Source organism: Actinokineospora fastidiosa (genome assembly GCF_014648415.1).
Taxonomy (GTDB): domain Bacteria; phylum Actinomycetota; class Actinomycetes; order Mycobacteriales; family Pseudonocardiaceae; genus Actinokineospora; species Actinokineospora fastidiosa.
Genome location: NZ_BMRB01000005.1, coordinates 26,022 through 42,387 on the forward strand (window position 1 = coordinate 26,022; position 16,366 = coordinate 42,387).

Genomic DNA, 16,366 nt, shown 5'->3' on the forward strand with positions numbered 1-16,366 from the left:
TCGGTGAACCGCCCCAGTTCGACCATCGCGCCGCGGTCAGCGGGCACATGACGGCGTCGGCGGCTAAGGCTCCTGGGCCAGGTCCGGTTCGGCGATCTCGAAGTACTCCGGGCGCGGCGCGCCGCCTGCGAGTTTGAACCAGCGGACCACGCGGCGGCGGCGTTGGGTGAGGGTGTCGCGGACGGCGTCGCCGTGGACGCGGCGGGCGATGACCACGCGGTGTTCGGCGTCGGTCAGTTCGGCGGTCAGCGCGGACGGCAGCCGGGATCGGTCCACTTCGGACAGCGATCGGGTCAGCACGTTCTCCGCGTCCTCCCGGGCCACCCGCGGGGCGTGTTCGGCCTGTTCGGCCTCCACCCGCAGGTGTTCCACCCCCAGCACCCCCGCCACGGCGCGGGCGACCACGGCGCGGCGGGCCAGGGCGGCGTCGAGGGCGGCCCAGGCGGCGTCGGTGCGGATGTGCAGGCGGTCCAGCCGGTTCGCCGTCCCCACCAGGTACACGCCGCCCAGCACCATGACCGCGACCAGCAGGACGATCCACCAGCTCACTGCGCCTCCCCCACCGGGCGCGGGCAGGCCGCGACCGCCTGCTCGTAGACGCGCAGCACCTGCGCGGCCACCACCGACCAGTCGTACGCGGCCACCCGCCGGTGTCCCTCGGCCGCCACCGCGGCGCGGCGCTCGGGGTCGGAGAGCAGCGAGCGCAAGGCCTCCGTCAGAGCGGGCGCGTCCCCGACCGGCGTCAGCACCCCGGCCCGCCCGTCGTCCAGCACCCGGCGGAAGGCGTCGAGATCGCTCGCTGCGACGGCGGTCCCGGCGGCCATCGCCTCGGTGAGGATGATCCCGAAGCTCTCCCCGCCGGTGTTGGGCGCGCAGTAGACGTCGATGCCGCGCAGCATCGACGCCTTCTCCCGGTCGTCCACCTGCCCCAGCAGCTCGACCCGCACCGGGCCCGCCGCCTTCCGCAGTTCGGCGGCGTCGCCCCGGCCCACCACGACCAGCCGCAGCTCCGGGAACTCCGCGGCCAGCGGGCGCAGCGCCTCCAGCAGCACCGGCATCCCCTTGCGCGGCTCGTCGTAGCGGCCGACGAACCCGACCGAGCAGCCGCGCGGATACCCCGGCAGCGGGTCGGCGTCGCGGAAGAACGCGACGTCCACGCCGTTGGGGATCTCCACCGCGTCGCCGCCCAGGTGCTCCACCTGCACCCGGCGCGCCAGCGCGGACACCGCGATGCGGGCCGTCACCTTCTCCAGGAACGGCTGCAGCACCATCTGGAACGCGCTCAGCGTGCGCGAGCGCGGGGTCGAGGTGTGGAACGTCGCCACGATCGGCCCGTCGGCGACCATCAGCGCCAGCATCGACAGGCTCGGCGCGGTCGGCTCGTGCAGGTGCAGGACGTCGAAGTCGTGCTCGCGGATCCAGCGCCGGACCCGGGCGAAGGACAGCGGCCCGAACGACAGCCGGGCCACCGACCCGTTGTACGGGATGCCCAGCGCCCGGCCCGCGGGCTGGACGAAGTCGGGGACCGGGGTGTCGTCGTCGGCGGGCGCGAGCACGTCGACCGAGTGCCCCAGCCCGCGCAGCGCCCTGGCCAGGTCGACGACGTGCGCCTGCACCCCGCCGGGGACGTCGAAGGAGTACGGGCAGACGATGCCGACGCGCAGTCGCTGTGCCGATGGTCCGCTCGCCAGCCCGCTCACGACGTCACGTCCTCCAGCCACAGGTTCTGGAGCATGTGCCAGTCCTCCGGGTGCGCGGCGATGTCCGCGGCCAGCACGTCGGCCAGCGCCTGGGTCGCCGACGGCACCGCGCGCACGCCCGCCACCGGCAGCGGCGGGTGGAACCGCACGCCCCACCCGTCCTCGGTGAACCAGCAGCCGACCGGGATCAGCGCCGCCCCGGTGCGGGCGGCCAGGTACGCCGGCCCCGCGGGCATCTTCGTCTCCGCGCCGAAGAACGTCACCGTCCTGCCGCTCGGCGTCAGGTCGCGGTCGGCGAGCAGGCAGACCAGCCCGTTCTCCCGCAGCCGCTCGGCCAGGACCACCGCGGGGTTGCGCTCCCCGCCCGTGGCCGGGACGACCTCGAACCCCAGCGACTCGCGGTACGCGACGAACCGGTCGTACAGCGACTCCGGTTTCAGCCGCTCCGCGACGGTCGTGAACCGGCCGTACGCGCGCACCAGCCAGACCCCGGCGGCGTCCCAGTTCCCCGAGTGCGACAGCGCGAAGACGACGCCGTTGCCGTCGGCCAGCGCCTTGTCCACGTACTCGGTCCCGGTGACGCCCGCGTCGACCCGCCGGTACACCGAGTCCAGGTCCATCGACGGCAGCCGGAAGGCCTCCATCCAGTACCGGGCGTAGGACCGCAGTCCGGCCCGCACCAGGTCGTCCAGCTCGGCCGCGCCCGCCTGGGGCACCACCCGCGACAGGTTCCGGCGCAGCCGCCGCGCGCCCGGCCCCTCCCGGCGGGCGGCGAGGTCGGCCCCCGCGCGGAACAGCCCGGTCGCGACCGGCTCCGGCAGCGTCCGCACCAGCCGCCAGCCCGCCGCGTACCCCGCGTCGGCCAGCCGCTCCCCCCAGCTCATGCCCGCTCCTCCGCGCTCCGGCGCACCGCGACCAGCCGCTGCGCCACCGTCACCACCGACCCGACCGACAGCAGCACCAGCGCCACGTGCAGCGCGTACGGCACGCCGAGGCCCACCAGGCCGGTCCCCACCAGCGTGGTGATAAGCCGTTCCGCCCGCTCCACGAGCCCGCCGTCCGCCGACAGCCCGCTGGCCTCCGCGCGCGCCTTCACATAGGAGATCACCTGCGCGGTGACGAGGCAGATCAGCGCGGTCGAGGCCAGCAGCGCGTCCTGCGCCACGAAGAAGGCGTACCAGGCGATCCCGCTGAACAGCGCGCCGTCGGCGAGCCGGTCGCAGGTCGCGTCCAGCACCGCGCCGTAGCGCGTGCCGCCGCCGCGGGCCCTGGCCATCGCGCCGTCGAGCAGGTCGAACATGGCGAAGCCCCACACCACGAACGTCCCCGCGAGGAGGTGGCCCGCCGGGAAGAGCCAGAGGGCGCCCGCGATGGCGCCCGCCGTGCCCACCAGGGTGATCGCGTTGGGGGTCAGCCCGACACCGACCAGCCACCTGCCGACGGGATCGGTGACTCGGGACACCGAGGCTCTGGCGAATATGTTCAGCATGGGGCCTTACCGGCGGAGATGAACAGGGCTGGGGAAGCCTAACCCGACCACGATCGTGCGCTCGGCACCCCGCGTGCGTGCCGTCCTCCGGTCGGCGGCCGAGCCGGACCGGGACCCGCCACTAGGATCGGGGCATGGCCGTGGACCCTGAGCTCGTCGCCCAGGAAGGCGTCGGGATACCCGACGCCCTGCAGCGGCTGTGGACGCCGCACCGCATGGCCTACATCCGCGGCGAGAACAAGCCGGTCGGCGACGAGCGCGAGCTGTGCCCGTTCTGCACCCTCGTCCAGCTCGACGACCCGGACGCGCTGATCATCGCCCGCGGCGAGCTGGTCTACGTGGTGCTCAACCTGTACCCGTACAACCCCGGCCACCTCATGGTGGTGCCGTTCCGCCACGTCGCCGACTACACCGACCTCACCGCGGAGGAGACGGTCGAGCTGGCCGAGCACACCCAGCGGGCGATGCGGGTGGCGCGCAAGGTGGCCGCGCCGCACGGGTTCAACATCGGCATGAACCAGGGCGTCATCGCGGGCGCGGGCATCGCCGCCCACCTGCACCAGCACCTGGTGCCGAGGTGGGGCGGCGATGCCAACTTCATGCCGGTGATCGGCCACACGAAGGTCCTGCCGCAGCTGCTCGGCGAGACCAGGGCGCTGCTGGCCGACGCGTGGCGCACGGTCGACTGACCGCCTAGCGCGCCGGGTCGACCCCGTACACCTTGGCGATGTCGTCGAGCACCACGTTCGCGCCGTAGAGGCCGACCGCGCTCATCCAGGTCTTGTCGCTGACCTCGTGGACGGTGCCCTTGAGCTGCCCCCACAGCGGGTTGGCCTCGAACTTCTCCTTGGTCTGCGCGCTCAGGCCCGCCTCGTCGGCGTAGACGGAGACGAAGATGTCGTCGGCGTCCATGAGGCCGATCTGCTCGTCGGAGATCTCGGTGTTGAAGCCGGTGCCGGTCGCGGCCTCGGGCTTGTCGAAGCCGAGGTCGCCGATGATGACGCCGATGTAGGTGTCGTCCTTGTAGATGCGGGTCGGGCCGTCGACGAACCGCACGACCGACACCGTCGGGTTGGCGCCCTCGGCGGCGCGCACCGCGTCGCCGACGGCCTTGGCCCTGGTCTCGTAGGCGGCGATCTTCTGCTTGGCCAGGTCCTCCTTGCCCAGCGCCCGGCCCACGAGTTCGAGGTTGGCCTTCCAGGTGCCGCCGGTGGTCTCGGAGAACACCGTCGGCGCGATCGCGGTCAGCTGCTCGTAGAGCTTCTCGTGGCGGACCTTCGCCGAGAGGATCAGGTCGGGGTCGAGCTCGACGATCTTCTCCAGGTTGGGCTCGCTCAGCGTGCCGACCGGGACGGCCTTGGGCGCGTACTTCGCCACGTCGCCGCCGAAGTAGTCGGGCAGCCTGTCGTCACCGCCCGCGAGGGTGGTGAAGCCGACGACCTCGCCCTCCAGCGCCAGCGTGGCGTCCACGAAGGTCATGTCGAGCGCGACCACCCGCAGCGGCCGCTCGGGCAGCTCGGCGGTCCCCATGGCGTGGGTGACGGTGCGCGGGAACGCGCCCCCGCCCGCGGCCGCGCCGCCCTGCGATTCCGGTTCGGCGCCGCCGCACGCGGTGGCGGCGAGGGCCAGTGCGACGACTAGGGAGCGTGCTCTCATGCGAGGGGTGTCCTTCAAGGTCATTTGTAAAGGTAGGCTGCCCTAAGCTAACACTCGGAGGAACGCGTGACCCAGGCCCGGACCAGCCTGCGGCGCCGGGGCCTGGTCGTGGTCGCCGCCGCCGTGCTCGGCGTGGTGCTGCTCAGCATCGCGCTGGGCAGCAAGGCGTTGAGCCTGCCCGAGGTGTGGCACGGCCTGTGGACGCCCACCGGCGCCGAGGGCGACGTCATCGTCCGCTCGCTGCGGCTGCCGCGCACCGCGCTCGCCCTGGTCGCCGGCTGCGCGCTGGGCGTGGCGGGCGCGCTCATGCAGGGCCACACCCGCAACCCGATCGCCGACCCGGTGCTGCTCGGGGTGAGCGCGGGCGCGGGCATGTTCGTCGCGGGCGGGATCTTCCTGCTCGGCGTCACCACGCTCTACGGCTACGTCTGGTTCGGCTTCGCGGGGGCGTTCCTGGCCTCGGCGATCGTCTACTTCGTGGGCAACCGCACCCGGGGCGGCGCGACACCGGTCACCCTCGCGCTCGGCGGCGCGGCGGTGCACGCGCTGTTCACCGCGCTCACCGCGGGCATGCTGATCCTGGACGAGCAGGCGCTGGAGCTCTACCGGTTCTGGACCGTCGGCTCGGTCTCCGGGCGTCCGGCCGAGATCACCGCGCAGATGCTGCCGTTCGTCGTCGCGGGCCTGGTGTTGGCCGCGGCCAACGCGCGCGGGCTCAACTCGCTGTCCCTCGGCGAGGACGTGGCCCGCGCGCTCGGGGTGCGGGTCGGGCTCACCCGGCTGGTGGGCATGGCCGCGATCACCCTGCTCACCGGGGTCGCGGTGGCCGCGTGCGGGCCGATCGGGTTCGTCGGCCTGATGGCCGCGCACATCGCCCGCTCGATCACCGGCCCGGACTACCGGTGGGTGCTGCTGTACTCGGCGCTGGTCGGGATGGCGCTCATGGTCGCCGCGGACGTGCTGGGCAGGCTGGTGGCGCGCCCGAGCGAGCTGCCGGTGGGGATCATGCTGGCGTTCATCGGCGCCCCGGTGTTCATCTACCTGATCCGTCGGCGGAAGCCGGTGCGGCTGTGAAGGCGATCCGCGTCGGCCCGGTCTCGGCCGTCATCCGCCCCCGGCACGTGCTGGTGCCCGCCGTCACCCTGGTGGCGCTGTTCGCCGCGATCGTGGCGAACACCGGACGCGGCGAGTTCGACATCCCGGCCAGCGACATCGTCGGGGTCCTTCTCGGCGGGGGCGACCGCACCGACCGGCTGGTCGTCCTGCAGTTCCGGCTGCCCAGGGCCGCCGTCGGGGCCATGGTCGGGGCGGCGCTCGGGCTGGCGGGGGCGATCATCCAGGGCGTCGGGCGCAATCCGCTGGCGAGCCCGGACATCCTCGGCGTCACCGCGGGCGCGGGGGCCGGGGCGGTCGCGGTGATCGTGCTCGCCGGGGAGTACGGCGCGGTCAGCGGGCCGCTCGCCGAGGTGGGCGTGCCGCTGGCCTCGATCGGCGGGGCGCTGGCGGCGGCGGTCCTGGTGTACGTCCTCGCGGTGCGCCGCGGGCTGTCCGGGTACCGGGTGCTGCTGGTGGGCGTCGGCATCCAGGCGGTGCTGACCAGCCTGATCTCGTGGCTGCTGGTGAAGGCGTCCATCGTGGACGCCGGACGCGCGATCGTCTGGCTCAACGGCAGCCTGAACGCGGCCACGTGGGAGAACGCGCAAGCCGTCGGGATCGCGCTGGTGGTGCTGCTGCCCGCCGCGCTGGTCCTGTCGTTCCCCTTCGGCGCCCTGAACTTCGACGACGACACCGCGCGCGGCCTCGGCGTCCGCATCGACACCACGCGCGCGGTGCTGATCGTCATCGCGGTCCTGCTGACCGCCACCGCGACCGCGGCGGCGGGGCCGATCGCGTTCGTCGCCCTGGCCTGCCCGCAGCTCGCGGTCCGGCTCCTGGGCACGGGCACGCCGCCGCTGCTCGCGTCCGCCCTGCTGGGCGCGGCCGTCACCGTCTGGGCGGACGTCCTGGGGCGCACGGCCTTCGGCGCCGTCGAACTGCCGGTCGGCGTCCTGACGGCCGCTCTGGGCGCGCCGTACCTGCTGTACCTGCTCGTCCGCAGCGGAAAGGCCCGCACATGACCGACCTGCGCGCCGAGCGCCTCACCCTCGCCTACGACGAACGCACCGTGGTGCACGGTGTGGACCTCGAAATCCCCCAGGGCACGGTGACCGCCGTGATCGGCCCCAACGGCTGCGGCAAGTCCACTCTGCTGCGCGCGTTCGGCAGGCTGCTCAAGCCGGTGGAGGGCCACGTCCTGCTCAACGGCCAACCGGTCCACAAACTGCCGACCCGGTCCGTGGCGAACGTCGTCGGCCTGCTTCCCCAGTCCCCCGTGGCCCCCGACGGCCTGACGGTCGCCGACCTGGTCGCCCGCGGCCGACACCCGCACCAGACCTGGTACCGCCGCTGGTCCTCCGCCGACGAGGAGGCCGTCAACCAGGCCCTGAAGAAGACCGCCGCGGACGAGTTCGCCGACCGCACCCTCGACGAACTCTCCGGCGGCCAACGCCAACGAGCCTGGATCGCGATGGCCCTGGCCCAGGAAACCGACATCCTCCTGCTGGACGAGCCCACGACGCACCTGGACCTGGCCCACCAGATCGACGTCCTGGAACTGGTCCGAGACCTCCACCGGGACACCAACCGCACGATCGTCATGGTCCTCCACGAACTGGCGTTGGCCGCCCGCTACGCCGACCGATTGGTAGCGATGAAAAACGGCCGGATCGTGGCCGTGGGGGCGCCTGGGGAGGTGTTGACGGAGGAGTTGCTGCTGGAGGTGTTCGGCTTGCGAGCGCGGGTGCGTGAGGATGAGGAGACGGGGTCGCTCATGGTGATCCCTTTGGGACGGTAGGCCCGCTCGCGCTGACCTTGCCACTCCGGCGGGCTCTCACCTTGCCTTGCCCGCCTGCCACTCCGGCGAACTCTCACCCGTCTTGCCCCGCCGCCGCCCAGCGGCTCTCACCCCGCCTTGCCTGCCCACCGCTCCGGCGGGCTTTCATCCCCACTTCCCCCACCCCAGCAACTCCCAACCTCACTTCTCCCGCCCGTCACCCCGGCGAGCCTTAACTCCGCCTCGCCTGCCCACCACGCTGGCCAACTCTCAACTCTTCTCGCCCGCCCCACTGGCGGCCATTCAACCTTGCCTGCTGAATCACACCTCTGCCCGCGGCACGTGCCAGCCAGCTTTCCGCACTCCCTCAGCTCACCCTCCGTCCCGGCAGCGGCAGGTGCTCTCTCAGCCTGGCCAGCTCCGGCTTTCACCCCCCACCTGTGCCCCAGGTGCCCACCTCGTCCTCCCTAGGTGGCGTGACGCCCTTCGCGAGCTGATTTGTTGGTCCGATGGGGTGGACCCGCATTCGCGGGGCCCCTAAGCGAAGCGTCGCGGGCGCGGGGAAGCGGCGGAGCGGGCAAGCCGTCCGCGCCCGAGCGAGGGTAGCGACGCTTCGCTCCCCACGAATGCGGGTCCACCCCATCGGACAGTGCTCGTGGGGCGTGTTGCGTGGGTGGGTGGTTGCGCTGCTTCTTCTTTTTTGTGCTCTAGACCGAGAAGGTCTCTGCGGTGGGAGACGAGTTCTCTCGGCGCGCTACCCACGCCTCGATCGCGGCCACCGCCTGTGCCACGGGAACGCCATTTACCTGGGTGCCGTCGCGGAAGCGGAAGGAGACTGCGCCTGCTTCCACGTCCTTGCCGCCCGCCAGCAGGAGGAACGGGACCTTCTGCAGCGTGTGGTTGCGGATCTTCTTCTGCATCCGCTCGTCCGAGGTGTCCACCTCGACGCGGAGGCCTCGGGTCTTGAGGTCCTTCGCCACGCCCATGAGGTGGTCGATGTGCTCGTCGGCCACCGGGATGCCGACCACCTGGACCGGGGCCAGCCAGGCCGGGAAGGCGCCCGCGTAGTGCTCGGTCAGCACGCCGAAGAAGCGCTCGATCGAGCCGAACAGGGCGCGGTGGATCATGACCGGGCGCTGGCGGGAGCCGTCGGCGGCGGTGTACTCCAGTTCGAACTTCTCCGGGAGCATGAAGTCGACCTGGATCGTGGACATCTGCCAGGTGCGGCCGAGGGCGTCCTTGGCCTGGACGGAGATCTTGGGGCCGTAGAACGCCGCGCCGCCCGGGTCGGGGACCAGCTCGAGGCCGGAGCTCTCGGCGGCCTCGCGCAGCGTCTGCGTCGCCTCTGCCCACACCTCGTCGGAGCCGATGTACTTCTCCTCGTTGCGGGTCGACAGCTCCAGGTAGAAGTCCGTGAGCCCGTAGTCGCGCAGCAGGCCGAGCACGAAGGACAGCAGCGACCGCAGCTCGTCCTGCACCTGCTCGGGCGTGCAGAAGATGTGGGCGTCGTCCTGCGTCATGCCGCGCACGCGGGTCAGGCCGTGGATGACGCCGGACTTCTCGTAGCGGTACACCGAGCCGAACTCGAACATGCGCAGCGGCAGCTCCCGGTACGACCGGCCGCGCGAGCGGAAGATCAGGTCGTGGAACGGGCAGTTCATCGGCTTGAGGTAGTAGTCCTGCCCCGGCCTGCGGACGGTGCCGTCGGCGTTCAACTCGGCGTCGAGGTGCATCGCCGGGTACATGCCCTCGCGGTACCAGTCCAGGTGCCCGGAGGTCTCGAACAGCGTCCCCTTGGTGATGTGCGGGGAGTAGACGAACTCGTAGCCCTCTTCCTCGTGCCTGCTGCGCGAGTAGTCCTCCATGACCCGCCGGACGATGCCGCCCTTGGGGTGGAAGACCGCCAGGCCGGAGCCGATCTCGTCGGGGAAGCTGAACAGGTCCAGCTCGACGCCCAGCCTGCGGTGGTCGCGCCGCTCGGCCTCGGCCAGCAGCTCCAGGTGCCGGTCGAGCGCCTCCTGCGACTCCCACGCGGTGCCGTAGATGCGCTGCAGCTGCGGGTTCTTCTCGCTGCCGCGCCAGTAGGCCGCCGCGACCCGCATCAGCTTGAACGCCGGGATGTGCTTGGTGGTCGGCACGTGCGGCCCCCGGCACAGGTCGCCCCAGACGCGCTCGCCGGAGCGCGGGTCGAGGTTGTCGTAGATGGTCAGCTCGCCGCCGCCCACCTCCATGACCTCGCTGGTGTCGACGTCGCTCTTGATGTCGACCAGCTCCAGCTTGTACGGCTCGCCCGCCAGCTCCTGCTTGGCCGCGTCGACCGACTCGACGACCCGCCGGGAGAACCGCTGCGCGCCCTTGATGATCTGCTTCATGCGCTTCTCCAGCGCCTGCAGGTCCTCCGGGGTGAACGGGCGGTCGACGTCGAAGTCGTAGTAGAAGCCGTCCTTGACCGGCGGGCCGATGCCCAGCTTGGCCTCGGGGAACTGCTGCTGGACGGCCTGGGCGAGCACGTGCGCGCACGAGTGGCGGATGACGGCGCGGCCGTCCTCGCTGTCGGCGGCGACCGGCTCGACGGTGGCGTCCGCGTCCGGCGTCCACGCGAGATCGCGCAGCCGCCCGTCGGCGTCGCGGACGACGACGACGGCGTCGGGTCCCTTGCCGGGCAGTCCGGCCTCGCGGACGGCGGCGCCCGCGGTAGTCCCCGCGCGCACCACCACGCTGGTGGGGACGGCGGGCACGGGCTGCGGCTGGGACACGACGACTCCTGGTCGGCTCGGGTGCGCTTGACCCGTCGATGCTATCGAGGGGGTCCGGCAGCACGCGCGCCGGTTATCCCTGCATCTCCCGCATGCGGCGGATCTCGTCGGCCTGCTCGGCGATGACGTCGTCGGCCATCTCCTGCACCCGCACGTCCACACCGGAGACCTGCACGGCCCTGGCCATCTCGATGGCGCCCTCGTGGTGGCGGATCATCAGTTCGAGGAACAACCGGTCGAACTCGGGCCCGCGCGCCGCGGTGAGCGCGGCCAGCTCCTCGGCGGTGGCCATGCCGGGCATGTCGGCGTGGGCGTGCGCCTCGGTGGGGTTGACCGCAGGCAGGTCGTGGCCCGTCAGCCAGCGGTTCATCATGCCGATCTCGGGGCCCTGCACGTCGTGGATGCGCGAGGCCAGGCCCCTGACCCGCTCGTCGGCTGCCCGCTCGGGGGCGAGCGCGCTCATCTCCACCGCCTGCTGGTGGTGGATGATCATGTTCCGGACGTAGGAGACGTCCTCGTCGTTGGGCTCGGTGTCGGGGAGCGCGGACTCCGCTTCCTCCGCGGAGAGGGTCCGGTTGGGCTCACCCGGCAGGCCGGGCTGGACAATCGTATGGTCAGGTGCTGGGGGCTCTTCAGAGCAGGCCGATACTCCGAACAGCGCAATGGCGACAACCGTGAGCCAAGCCCGCACATGCCCTCCCAACTGCGACGACGCCGACGACCGTACCTCCTCGGCGGCCTCGTCGGGGATAAACGTTCAACTGGTAAAACCACCCGAAAAGTGAGGGTGGTTTGAATAGCTAACAACGACGATACTTCGGGCACCCGAAACCGAGAGGGGTGTGCAGCGTGTCTTCATCCCGACGTGACCGGCGCCGCCGAACACCAGTTGCGATCCTGGGAACGACCTTCGTCGCCGCCGCCACGGTGCTGGGGACGACCTCCGCGACCGCGCAGAGCGAGTTCCCCGCGCCGGACGAGACCGTCATGAGCGCGAACGTCACGCACGTCGCCAACATTCCGGCCACCGCGCCGCTCGCGGGCTCCGCGTCGGTCGGCACGGACCTCGCCTTCACCGGCGACTACGCGATCGTCGGCAACTACCTGGGCTTCACGATCTACGACATCAAGAACCCCAAGCGGCCCGCGATCCTGAGCCAGGTCCTGTGCCCCGGCTCGCAGAACGACGTGTCCGTCACCGGCGACCTCGTCGTGCTCTCGACCGACTCCCGCCGCAGCGACGCGTCCTGCTCGTCGACCTCCCAGAACGACGGCAGCAAGCCGTACTGGGAGGGCATCAAGGTCTTCGACATCAGCGACAAGCGCAACCCGCGCTACGTCACCGCCGTGGAGACCGCCTGCGGGTCGCACACGCACACCCTCGTGCCCGACAAGCGCGGCCGTGACATGTACGTCTACGTGTCCTCCTACGGGCCCTCGCAGACCCTCTCCAAGTGCAAGCCGCCGCACGACTCGATCTCCATCGTGAAGATCCCGCTGCGCGACCCGGCGTCGGCCGCGCTCGTGGCCACGCCGAACCTGTTCCCGGACGGCGGCAACCCCGGGCGTCCCGGCACGGTCCAGACCGGCTACGTCTCGGCCACCACCGGCTGCCACGACATCACCGCGTACCCGTCGAAGAACATCGCCGCGGGCGCCTGCATGGGCGACGGCATCCTGATGGACATCTCCGACCGCGAGAAGCCGCGCGTCATCAACCGCGTCCAGGACAACGAGAACTTCGCGTTCTGGCACTCGGCGACGTTCAACAACGCGGGCACCAAGGTCCTGTTCACCGACGAGCTCGGCGGCGGCGGCGCGGCCACCTGCAACGCCGAGATCGGCCCGAACCGCGGCGCCAACGCCATCTACGACATCACCGGCCGCGGCGACAACCGCCTGATGGAGTTCCGCAGCCTCTACAAGATCGACCGGCACCAGACGTCGTCGGAGAACTGCGTGGCCCACAACGGCTCGCTGATCCCCGTCCCGGGCCGCGACATCTTCGTCCAGGCCTGGTACATGGGCGGCGTTCAGATCATCGACTTCACCGACTCCACCAACCCGAAGGAGATCGGCTACTTCGAGCGCGGCCCCGCCGCGAACCCGGACGAGAGCGGCGGCTCCTGGTCGGCGTACTACTACAACGGCTACATCTACTCCAGCGACCTCGGCAAGGGCCTCGACGTCCTCCAGGTCAACGACCCCCGCACCAACCCCGCGCGCGGCGTCCACCTCACCGAGCTGAACGTCCAGTCCCAGCACTCCTACCGCTGACCCGACGCGCCGATGCCCCGGTCGATCGGCCGGGGCATCGGCCTGTCGCTACTCGGCCTCGCTCTGCTGGCCGTAGCGCTCCCGGTGGTAGGCGAGGTGCCGCACGTCTATGCCGTGTTCCTCGTCAACGGCAAGCACTCCCTGGCTGACGCCGTTGACCCGGACGGTGAGGTCTGCGTCGATCACGAGCGCGCCCGCGTCGAAGAGCACGTGGCAGTTCGGGCACAAGCACAGGACGTTCTGCGGCACATCCGGGCCATCGTGCCCACTTCCGAGCGGCCGGATGTGCGCGCCCTCGGAGTACCCGCGATCACCGACCATCAGCCTGACCCGACACGCTTGGCAGGTGTCGCTGTACATCGCCTTCACGTAGCGGGAGACGACTGTCGACCGCACGACCCGCTGAACAGTCGAATCACGTCGACCAGGCTTGACGGTCCCTTCCGGCGCGACAGAACTCGCCTTGTCGGCGTCGATTACGGGTGTCAGGCGGAATTGGCACACCTTGTGCCCTTTGCGCTCGACGTCCCGCCACGCGTCCACTACTCGGAAAAGCCCGAGATAGCGATAACCAGGCTCACGCATGCCATGCAAGACCCGCACCGGGATACCGGTCAGCCTGCTGGTCAGCAGCGCGGCGTTGGCGGGCGTCTTGAAGCTCTGGTCCCGGCCTGCTTCCCCTTGGCCGGCGTAGATGATCTCACCGTCGACCTCCTGGTCGGCGGGGACGAGGATCGATTCGGCGCCTGCGGCAGCAGTCCCGCAGACGCTTTCCGTCAGCGGCAGGTGCACTCCAGCCCGCGAGGCGGCCTCCCGGCTCGCGTAGCGGGTTCCTGCGGGCTGCCCAGCGATCTCCCCGAAGCCTGCGCGCTCGTGTTCCTCGGCGGTCCGAACGTCGAAGCCGAGATCCTGCAGCACGCGAACCACGGACGCCAGCCCGCCGGTGAAGTCCGCCGCCCGCCAGAACGTGCCCGTGGCGAACCCATGAGCGACACCGACGATCGCCTTGGAGTCGTACGCGCGCCCTTCATGCACCAGCACGTATTTGCGCGCAGGCCCGAATCCGTAGGTCGAACGGAACTCGTCACCACCGAGCCGGTCGAATTCGGCAACCGCCCGCCGCACCGACTCGACCGTGACCTCCCCTAAGCCCATGAGCGGATCCTAGATCCACCTCAGCACCGTCGGAAGAAGCCCTGGAGCCCTGAACGATCGGATCGAAGGCAGCCCCTGATTTCGGCTTGGTTCCACATGCCGTCACCCACCCGTCGGCGGAGGTCAGGTTGTCAGCCATCAGTCGGTGAGGTAGTTGGTCGACGCCTCAGTGAAGGGGCCAGCGGTAGTGTTTCGACTTCACCTCACCACCGTCGAAGGTCACGACGACCCACACTTCGTGGTCGTTCGGGGGCAACGCGAACCGGTGGAACTCCTTCGTCCCGTCGGCGTCGACCTCGAGGGTGGCCCCTGGGTTGAACGGGCTGTCCCACTCCGATGAGTGGGGAACGACGTTGAACCGGGCGTTCGGTGGGAATCCCCACATGCGGATGAACATGGCGTGACAGGGCGACGCGCAGCCGTCGACGTCGTCCTCGGGCCTACCGAGCGACACTTCCACAATGGGCTCGGTGGACTCGGTTGGGGGCTGTCTCGACGACGTGGCGAGGGTGGTCGTTGTCGTGGTCGGAGCGGGCACGGGCCGTGGTGTCGGGGTCCTGGTGGGCGTCGGCACGGGGGAAGCGGCGCTCGTCGTCGGTTCGGCCGTGATGGTCGTGGGAGTCGGAAGCACGATCGGTCGGTCGTCCAGGGGTTCGGGGGTCACGAGGAAGCTCAAGGCCACCACCCCGAGCACCGACGCGAGTCGTGCCCGCCCCAGCACCGACTCCACTCGCGCCCGCACCAGCCGCACCTGCGACGCGTGGAAGTGGACATCCCGTCCGGCCTGCACGTTCACCGCACTCGACTCCGCCGTGACGGTGTTGAACACAAGCCCGCTCTGACGGGCTTCGGTCACTCCATCATCCGCTGAGCGGCTCCTACCGCCGAAGACCCGGGCAACCCATCGACTCGGCCAGCGCTCCACGCGCCCTAGTGTGGACCTAGCGCACCAACCCAATCACGCTTCGTTGGGTTTCCAGTTCCGGCATAGCGGCTAGACACGAGCTGTCGGATCGGATCGACGAGCCCTCAGGTCATGCAGGGACAGCACGTCCCCTCATCATCGCCGTCACCGATGTGAGCACCCCTCAGTCAGATCGCCGCACCCGCGCATCCACCGATCGCAGTACGTCACCGTGTGCCGGTGTCTGGTAAGCCTGGTGACGGAGCTGGCGATCCGTCGGCGTCTCAGCGTGCTTGACCGTTCGACGTGCGCACCGAATGGAGAAAGCCATGACCAGGTGGCGGAAGTCGACGCTCCGATGCGGTGCCCGACCTTTCGCCACACCTTCTCAAGGCTGACATGACAGCCTCTTTGCGTACCCGGCATCCCGGCAGGTGGGTGTTCGGCCTGCTCTTGGTCGCGATGCTCAGCACGGTGGGGATCAGCGTCCTCTCCGCAGGGGATCGAGTCGACCCAGCGGCGCGGCCAGGGCCGTCATCAGCGACGAGGACCACCGATCGCACTCCAGCGCCGACGCTGACTCTCGCCGAGTTCCGGGCCAAGGAGAAAGCCGCCCATCGGGCGGTCCGCACGGCAGTGGAGCGGGTGCTGAAGGCGTCTTCCCTCGCCGAGGTGGACACCGCCACCGCGAACCTCTCCAAGGTGCTGGACGAGCAGTGGAACGAGATCGCGTCGTTCCACCCGTCGGATGAGGTCTGGGAGCCGACACGCCACCTCTTGGCAGCACTGCACGAGCCCCTCGCGGAATTGCGAGGCACCAAACCCTCGTCGAACGTCGCGTCAACGGATGAGTGCGGTCCGACGACGCTCCAGGAGCGGCTGTACGACGCGAAGGCGAACGTCTACCAGATCCTGCACTCCAGCGAGCCCAGGCTGCCGCTCCCCGCCAGCCCCGAACCGCCACCCGCCGGACAGAACCGCCTGCCGAACGGCCACGTGATCGAGCGCACCGGCCCGCGCGGGCCAGGCCGCCTCGACATCGACAACGGCACGGCAGACGACGTCGCCGTGTCCGTCGTGACCGGAGACCCGTCGAAGCCTCAAGTCATGGTGTACGTGCGGGCCCACTCCCAGGCGACGGTGACGGGGATATCAGGTACTTACCAGGTGTACTTCAAGTCCGGCTCCGACTGGGACGCGGACAGGCGCGGCTTCACCCAGGGCTGCGCGTTCCACAGGTTCGACCAGCCATTCGACCAGCGGTCCCACTGGCAGATCGATCTACGACGATCAGTACTCGGCAACGCCAAGACCAGCACCGTCCCGCCGTACTAGTGCGGCGTCACCCTGAGCGGAGACCGCTGCGTCCGCCTCGCGCCAACGATGTCCGCGGAAAGCCGGGCGCGCCCGCTGCGGAGCGACGCACCCACCGCCACCTGGATCTTTCCTTGGCGAAGGTCGGTTCGAGCTTCCCGTCGTCATCGAGAGCGCGGGCGATGCCGGTCCGGAACGCCTTGCTGAACTCCGTGTAGTGGACCGTGAGCGGTCGGAGGCGGG

At 70.6% G+C, this 16,366-nt stretch carries 15 protein-coding genes; 6 read left to right on the top strand and 9 right to left on the bottom strand.

Annotated features, from left to right (window positions below; genetic code table 11):
- Nucleotides 1-63: 63 nt before the first annotated feature.
- From IEY98_RS24610 to pgsA, 4 genes are read right to left on the bottom strand one after another with little or no spacing between them, the layout of a single operon-like run.
- Nucleotides 64-516, bottom strand: coding sequence for an NUDIX hydrolase (locus tag IEY98_RS24610; RefSeq protein ID WP_189213277.1), 453 nt, complete (start codon nt 514-516; stop codon nt 64-66).
- Nucleotides 517-545: 29 nt separating this feature from the next.
- Nucleotides 546-1,664: a glycosyltransferase family 4 protein gene (locus IEY98_RS24615; RefSeq protein WP_189213276.1), complete on the bottom strand. Its 1,119-nt coding sequence runs from the start codon at nt 1,662-1,664 to the stop codon at nt 546-548.
- 32 nt (nt 1,665-1,696) lie between these two features.
- On the bottom strand, nt 1,697-2,584 hold the full coding sequence (locus IEY98_RS24620) for a phosphatidylinositol mannoside acyltransferase (protein ID WP_189213012.1): 888 nt from the start codon (nt 2,582-2,584) through the stop codon (nt 1,697-1,699).
- Nucleotides 2,581-3,189, bottom strand: coding sequence for a phosphatidylinositol phosphate synthase (pgsA, locus tag IEY98_RS24625; RefSeq protein WP_189213013.1), 609 nt, complete (start codon nt 3,187-3,189; stop codon nt 2,581-2,583). Before pgsA ends, IEY98_RS24620 begins: the two co-directional genes overlap by 4 nt.
- 134 nt (nt 3,190-3,323) lie before the next feature.
- On the opposite strand from pgsA, the gene IEY98_RS24630 reads away from it, so the two are divergent.
- Complete coding sequence (locus IEY98_RS24630; RefSeq protein WP_189213014.1) at nt 3,324-3,878, top strand: HIT family protein; 555 nt, start codon at nt 3,324-3,326, stop codon at nt 3,876-3,878.
- A gap of 4 nt (nt 3,879-3,882) precedes the next feature.
- Here IEY98_RS24630 and IEY98_RS24635 read toward each other — a convergent pair whose 3' ends face one another.
- A complete protein-coding gene (locus tag IEY98_RS24635; RefSeq protein WP_189213015.1) occupies nt 3,883-4,845 on the bottom strand; it encodes an ABC transporter substrate-binding protein in 963 nt (320 codons plus the stop codon).
- Nucleotides 4,846-4,911: 66 nt separating this feature from the next.
- On the opposite strand from IEY98_RS24635, the gene IEY98_RS24640 reads away from it, so the two are divergent.
- The 3 genes from IEY98_RS24640 to IEY98_RS24650 are packed head-to-tail and all read left to right on the top strand — an operon-like array spanning nt 4,912 to nt 7,738.
- Entirely contained in the window at nt 4,912-5,919 is a 1,008-nt protein-coding gene (locus IEY98_RS24640) for a FecCD family ABC transporter permease (protein WP_189213016.1), read from the top strand.
- Nucleotides 5,916-6,962, top strand: coding sequence for a FecCD family ABC transporter permease (locus IEY98_RS24645; protein WP_189213017.1), 1,047 nt, complete (start codon nt 5,916-5,918; stop codon nt 6,960-6,962). Before IEY98_RS24640 ends, IEY98_RS24645 begins: the two co-directional genes overlap by 4 nt.
- A complete protein-coding gene (locus tag IEY98_RS24650; protein WP_189213018.1) occupies nt 6,959-7,738 on the top strand; it encodes an ABC transporter ATP-binding protein in 780 nt (259 codons plus the stop codon). Before IEY98_RS24645 ends, IEY98_RS24650 begins: the two co-directional genes overlap by 4 nt.
- A gap of 686 nt (nt 7,739-8,424) precedes the next feature.
- Here IEY98_RS24650 and thrS read toward each other — a convergent pair.
- Both thrS and IEY98_RS24660 read right to left on the bottom strand, forming a co-directional pair.
- The gene (gene thrS / locus IEY98_RS24655) at nt 8,425-10,434 is read right to left on the bottom strand and encodes a threonine--tRNA ligase (RefSeq protein ID WP_189213278.1); all 2,010 of its coding nucleotides are present in this window, start codon (nt 10,432-10,434) and stop codon (nt 8,425-8,427) included.
- A gap of 112 nt (nt 10,435-10,546) precedes the next feature.
- The gene (locus IEY98_RS24660; RefSeq protein WP_189213019.1) at nt 10,547-11,164 is read right to left on the bottom strand and encodes a DUF305 domain-containing protein; all 618 of its coding nucleotides are present in this window, start codon (nt 11,162-11,164) and stop codon (nt 10,547-10,549) included.
- 158 nt (nt 11,165-11,322) lie between these two features.
- Between IEY98_RS24660 and IEY98_RS24665 the strand changes: the two genes are divergently transcribed.
- Nucleotides 11,323-12,750 (top strand): LVIVD repeat-containing protein, encoded by a 1,428-nt coding sequence (locus IEY98_RS24665; protein ID WP_189213020.1) that lies wholly within the window; start codon nt 11,323-11,325, stop codon nt 12,748-12,750.
- A 48-nt stretch (nt 12,751-12,798) separates the two neighbouring features.
- Here the strand turns inward: IEY98_RS24665 and IEY98_RS24670 are convergent, their stop codons facing one another.
- Complete coding sequence (locus tag IEY98_RS24670; RefSeq protein ID WP_189213021.1) at nt 12,799-13,905, bottom strand: ScoMcrA-related endonuclease; 1,107 nt, start codon at nt 13,903-13,905, stop codon at nt 12,799-12,801.
- Between the two features lie 166 nt (nt 13,906-14,071).
- Nucleotides 14,072-14,830, bottom strand: coding sequence for a hypothetical protein (locus IEY98_RS24675; RefSeq protein WP_189213022.1), 759 nt, complete (start codon nt 14,828-14,830; stop codon nt 14,072-14,074).
- Between the two features lie 342 nt (nt 14,831-15,172).
- Between IEY98_RS24675 and IEY98_RS24680 the strand changes: the two genes are divergently transcribed.
- Nucleotides 15,173-16,144, top strand: coding sequence for a hypothetical protein (locus tag IEY98_RS24680; RefSeq protein ID WP_189213023.1), 972 nt, complete (start codon nt 15,173-15,175; stop codon nt 16,142-16,144).
- Nucleotides 16,145-16,366 lie beyond the last annotated feature (222 nt).

Coding starts and splice junctions, on each gene's coding strand:
- IEY98_RS24610 (WP_189213277.1), bottom strand. CDS start 516: ATGGTGCTGGGCGGCGTGTACCTGGTGGGGACGGCGAACCGGCTGGAC.
- IEY98_RS24620 (WP_189213012.1), bottom strand. CDS start 2,584: ATGAGCTGGGGGGAGCGGCTGGCCGACGCGGGGTACGCGGCGGGCTGG.
- pgsA (WP_189213013.1), bottom strand. CDS start 3,189: ATGCTGAACATATTCGCCAGAGCCTCGGTGTCCCGAGTCACCGATCCC.
- IEY98_RS24630 (WP_189213014.1), top strand. CDS start 3,324: ATGGCCGTGGACCCTGAGCTCGTCGCCCAGGAAGGCGTCGGGATACCC.
- IEY98_RS24635 (WP_189213015.1), bottom strand. CDS start 4,845: ATGAGAGCACGCTCCCTAGTCGTCGCACTGGCCCTCGCCGCCACCGCG.
- IEY98_RS24650 (WP_189213018.1), top strand. CDS start 6,959: ATGACCGACCTGCGCGCCGAGCGCCTCACCCTCGCCTACGACGAACGC.
- IEY98_RS24670 (WP_189213021.1), bottom strand. CDS start 13,905: ATGGGCTTAGGGGAGGTCACGGTCGAGTCGGTGCGGCGGGCGGTTGCC.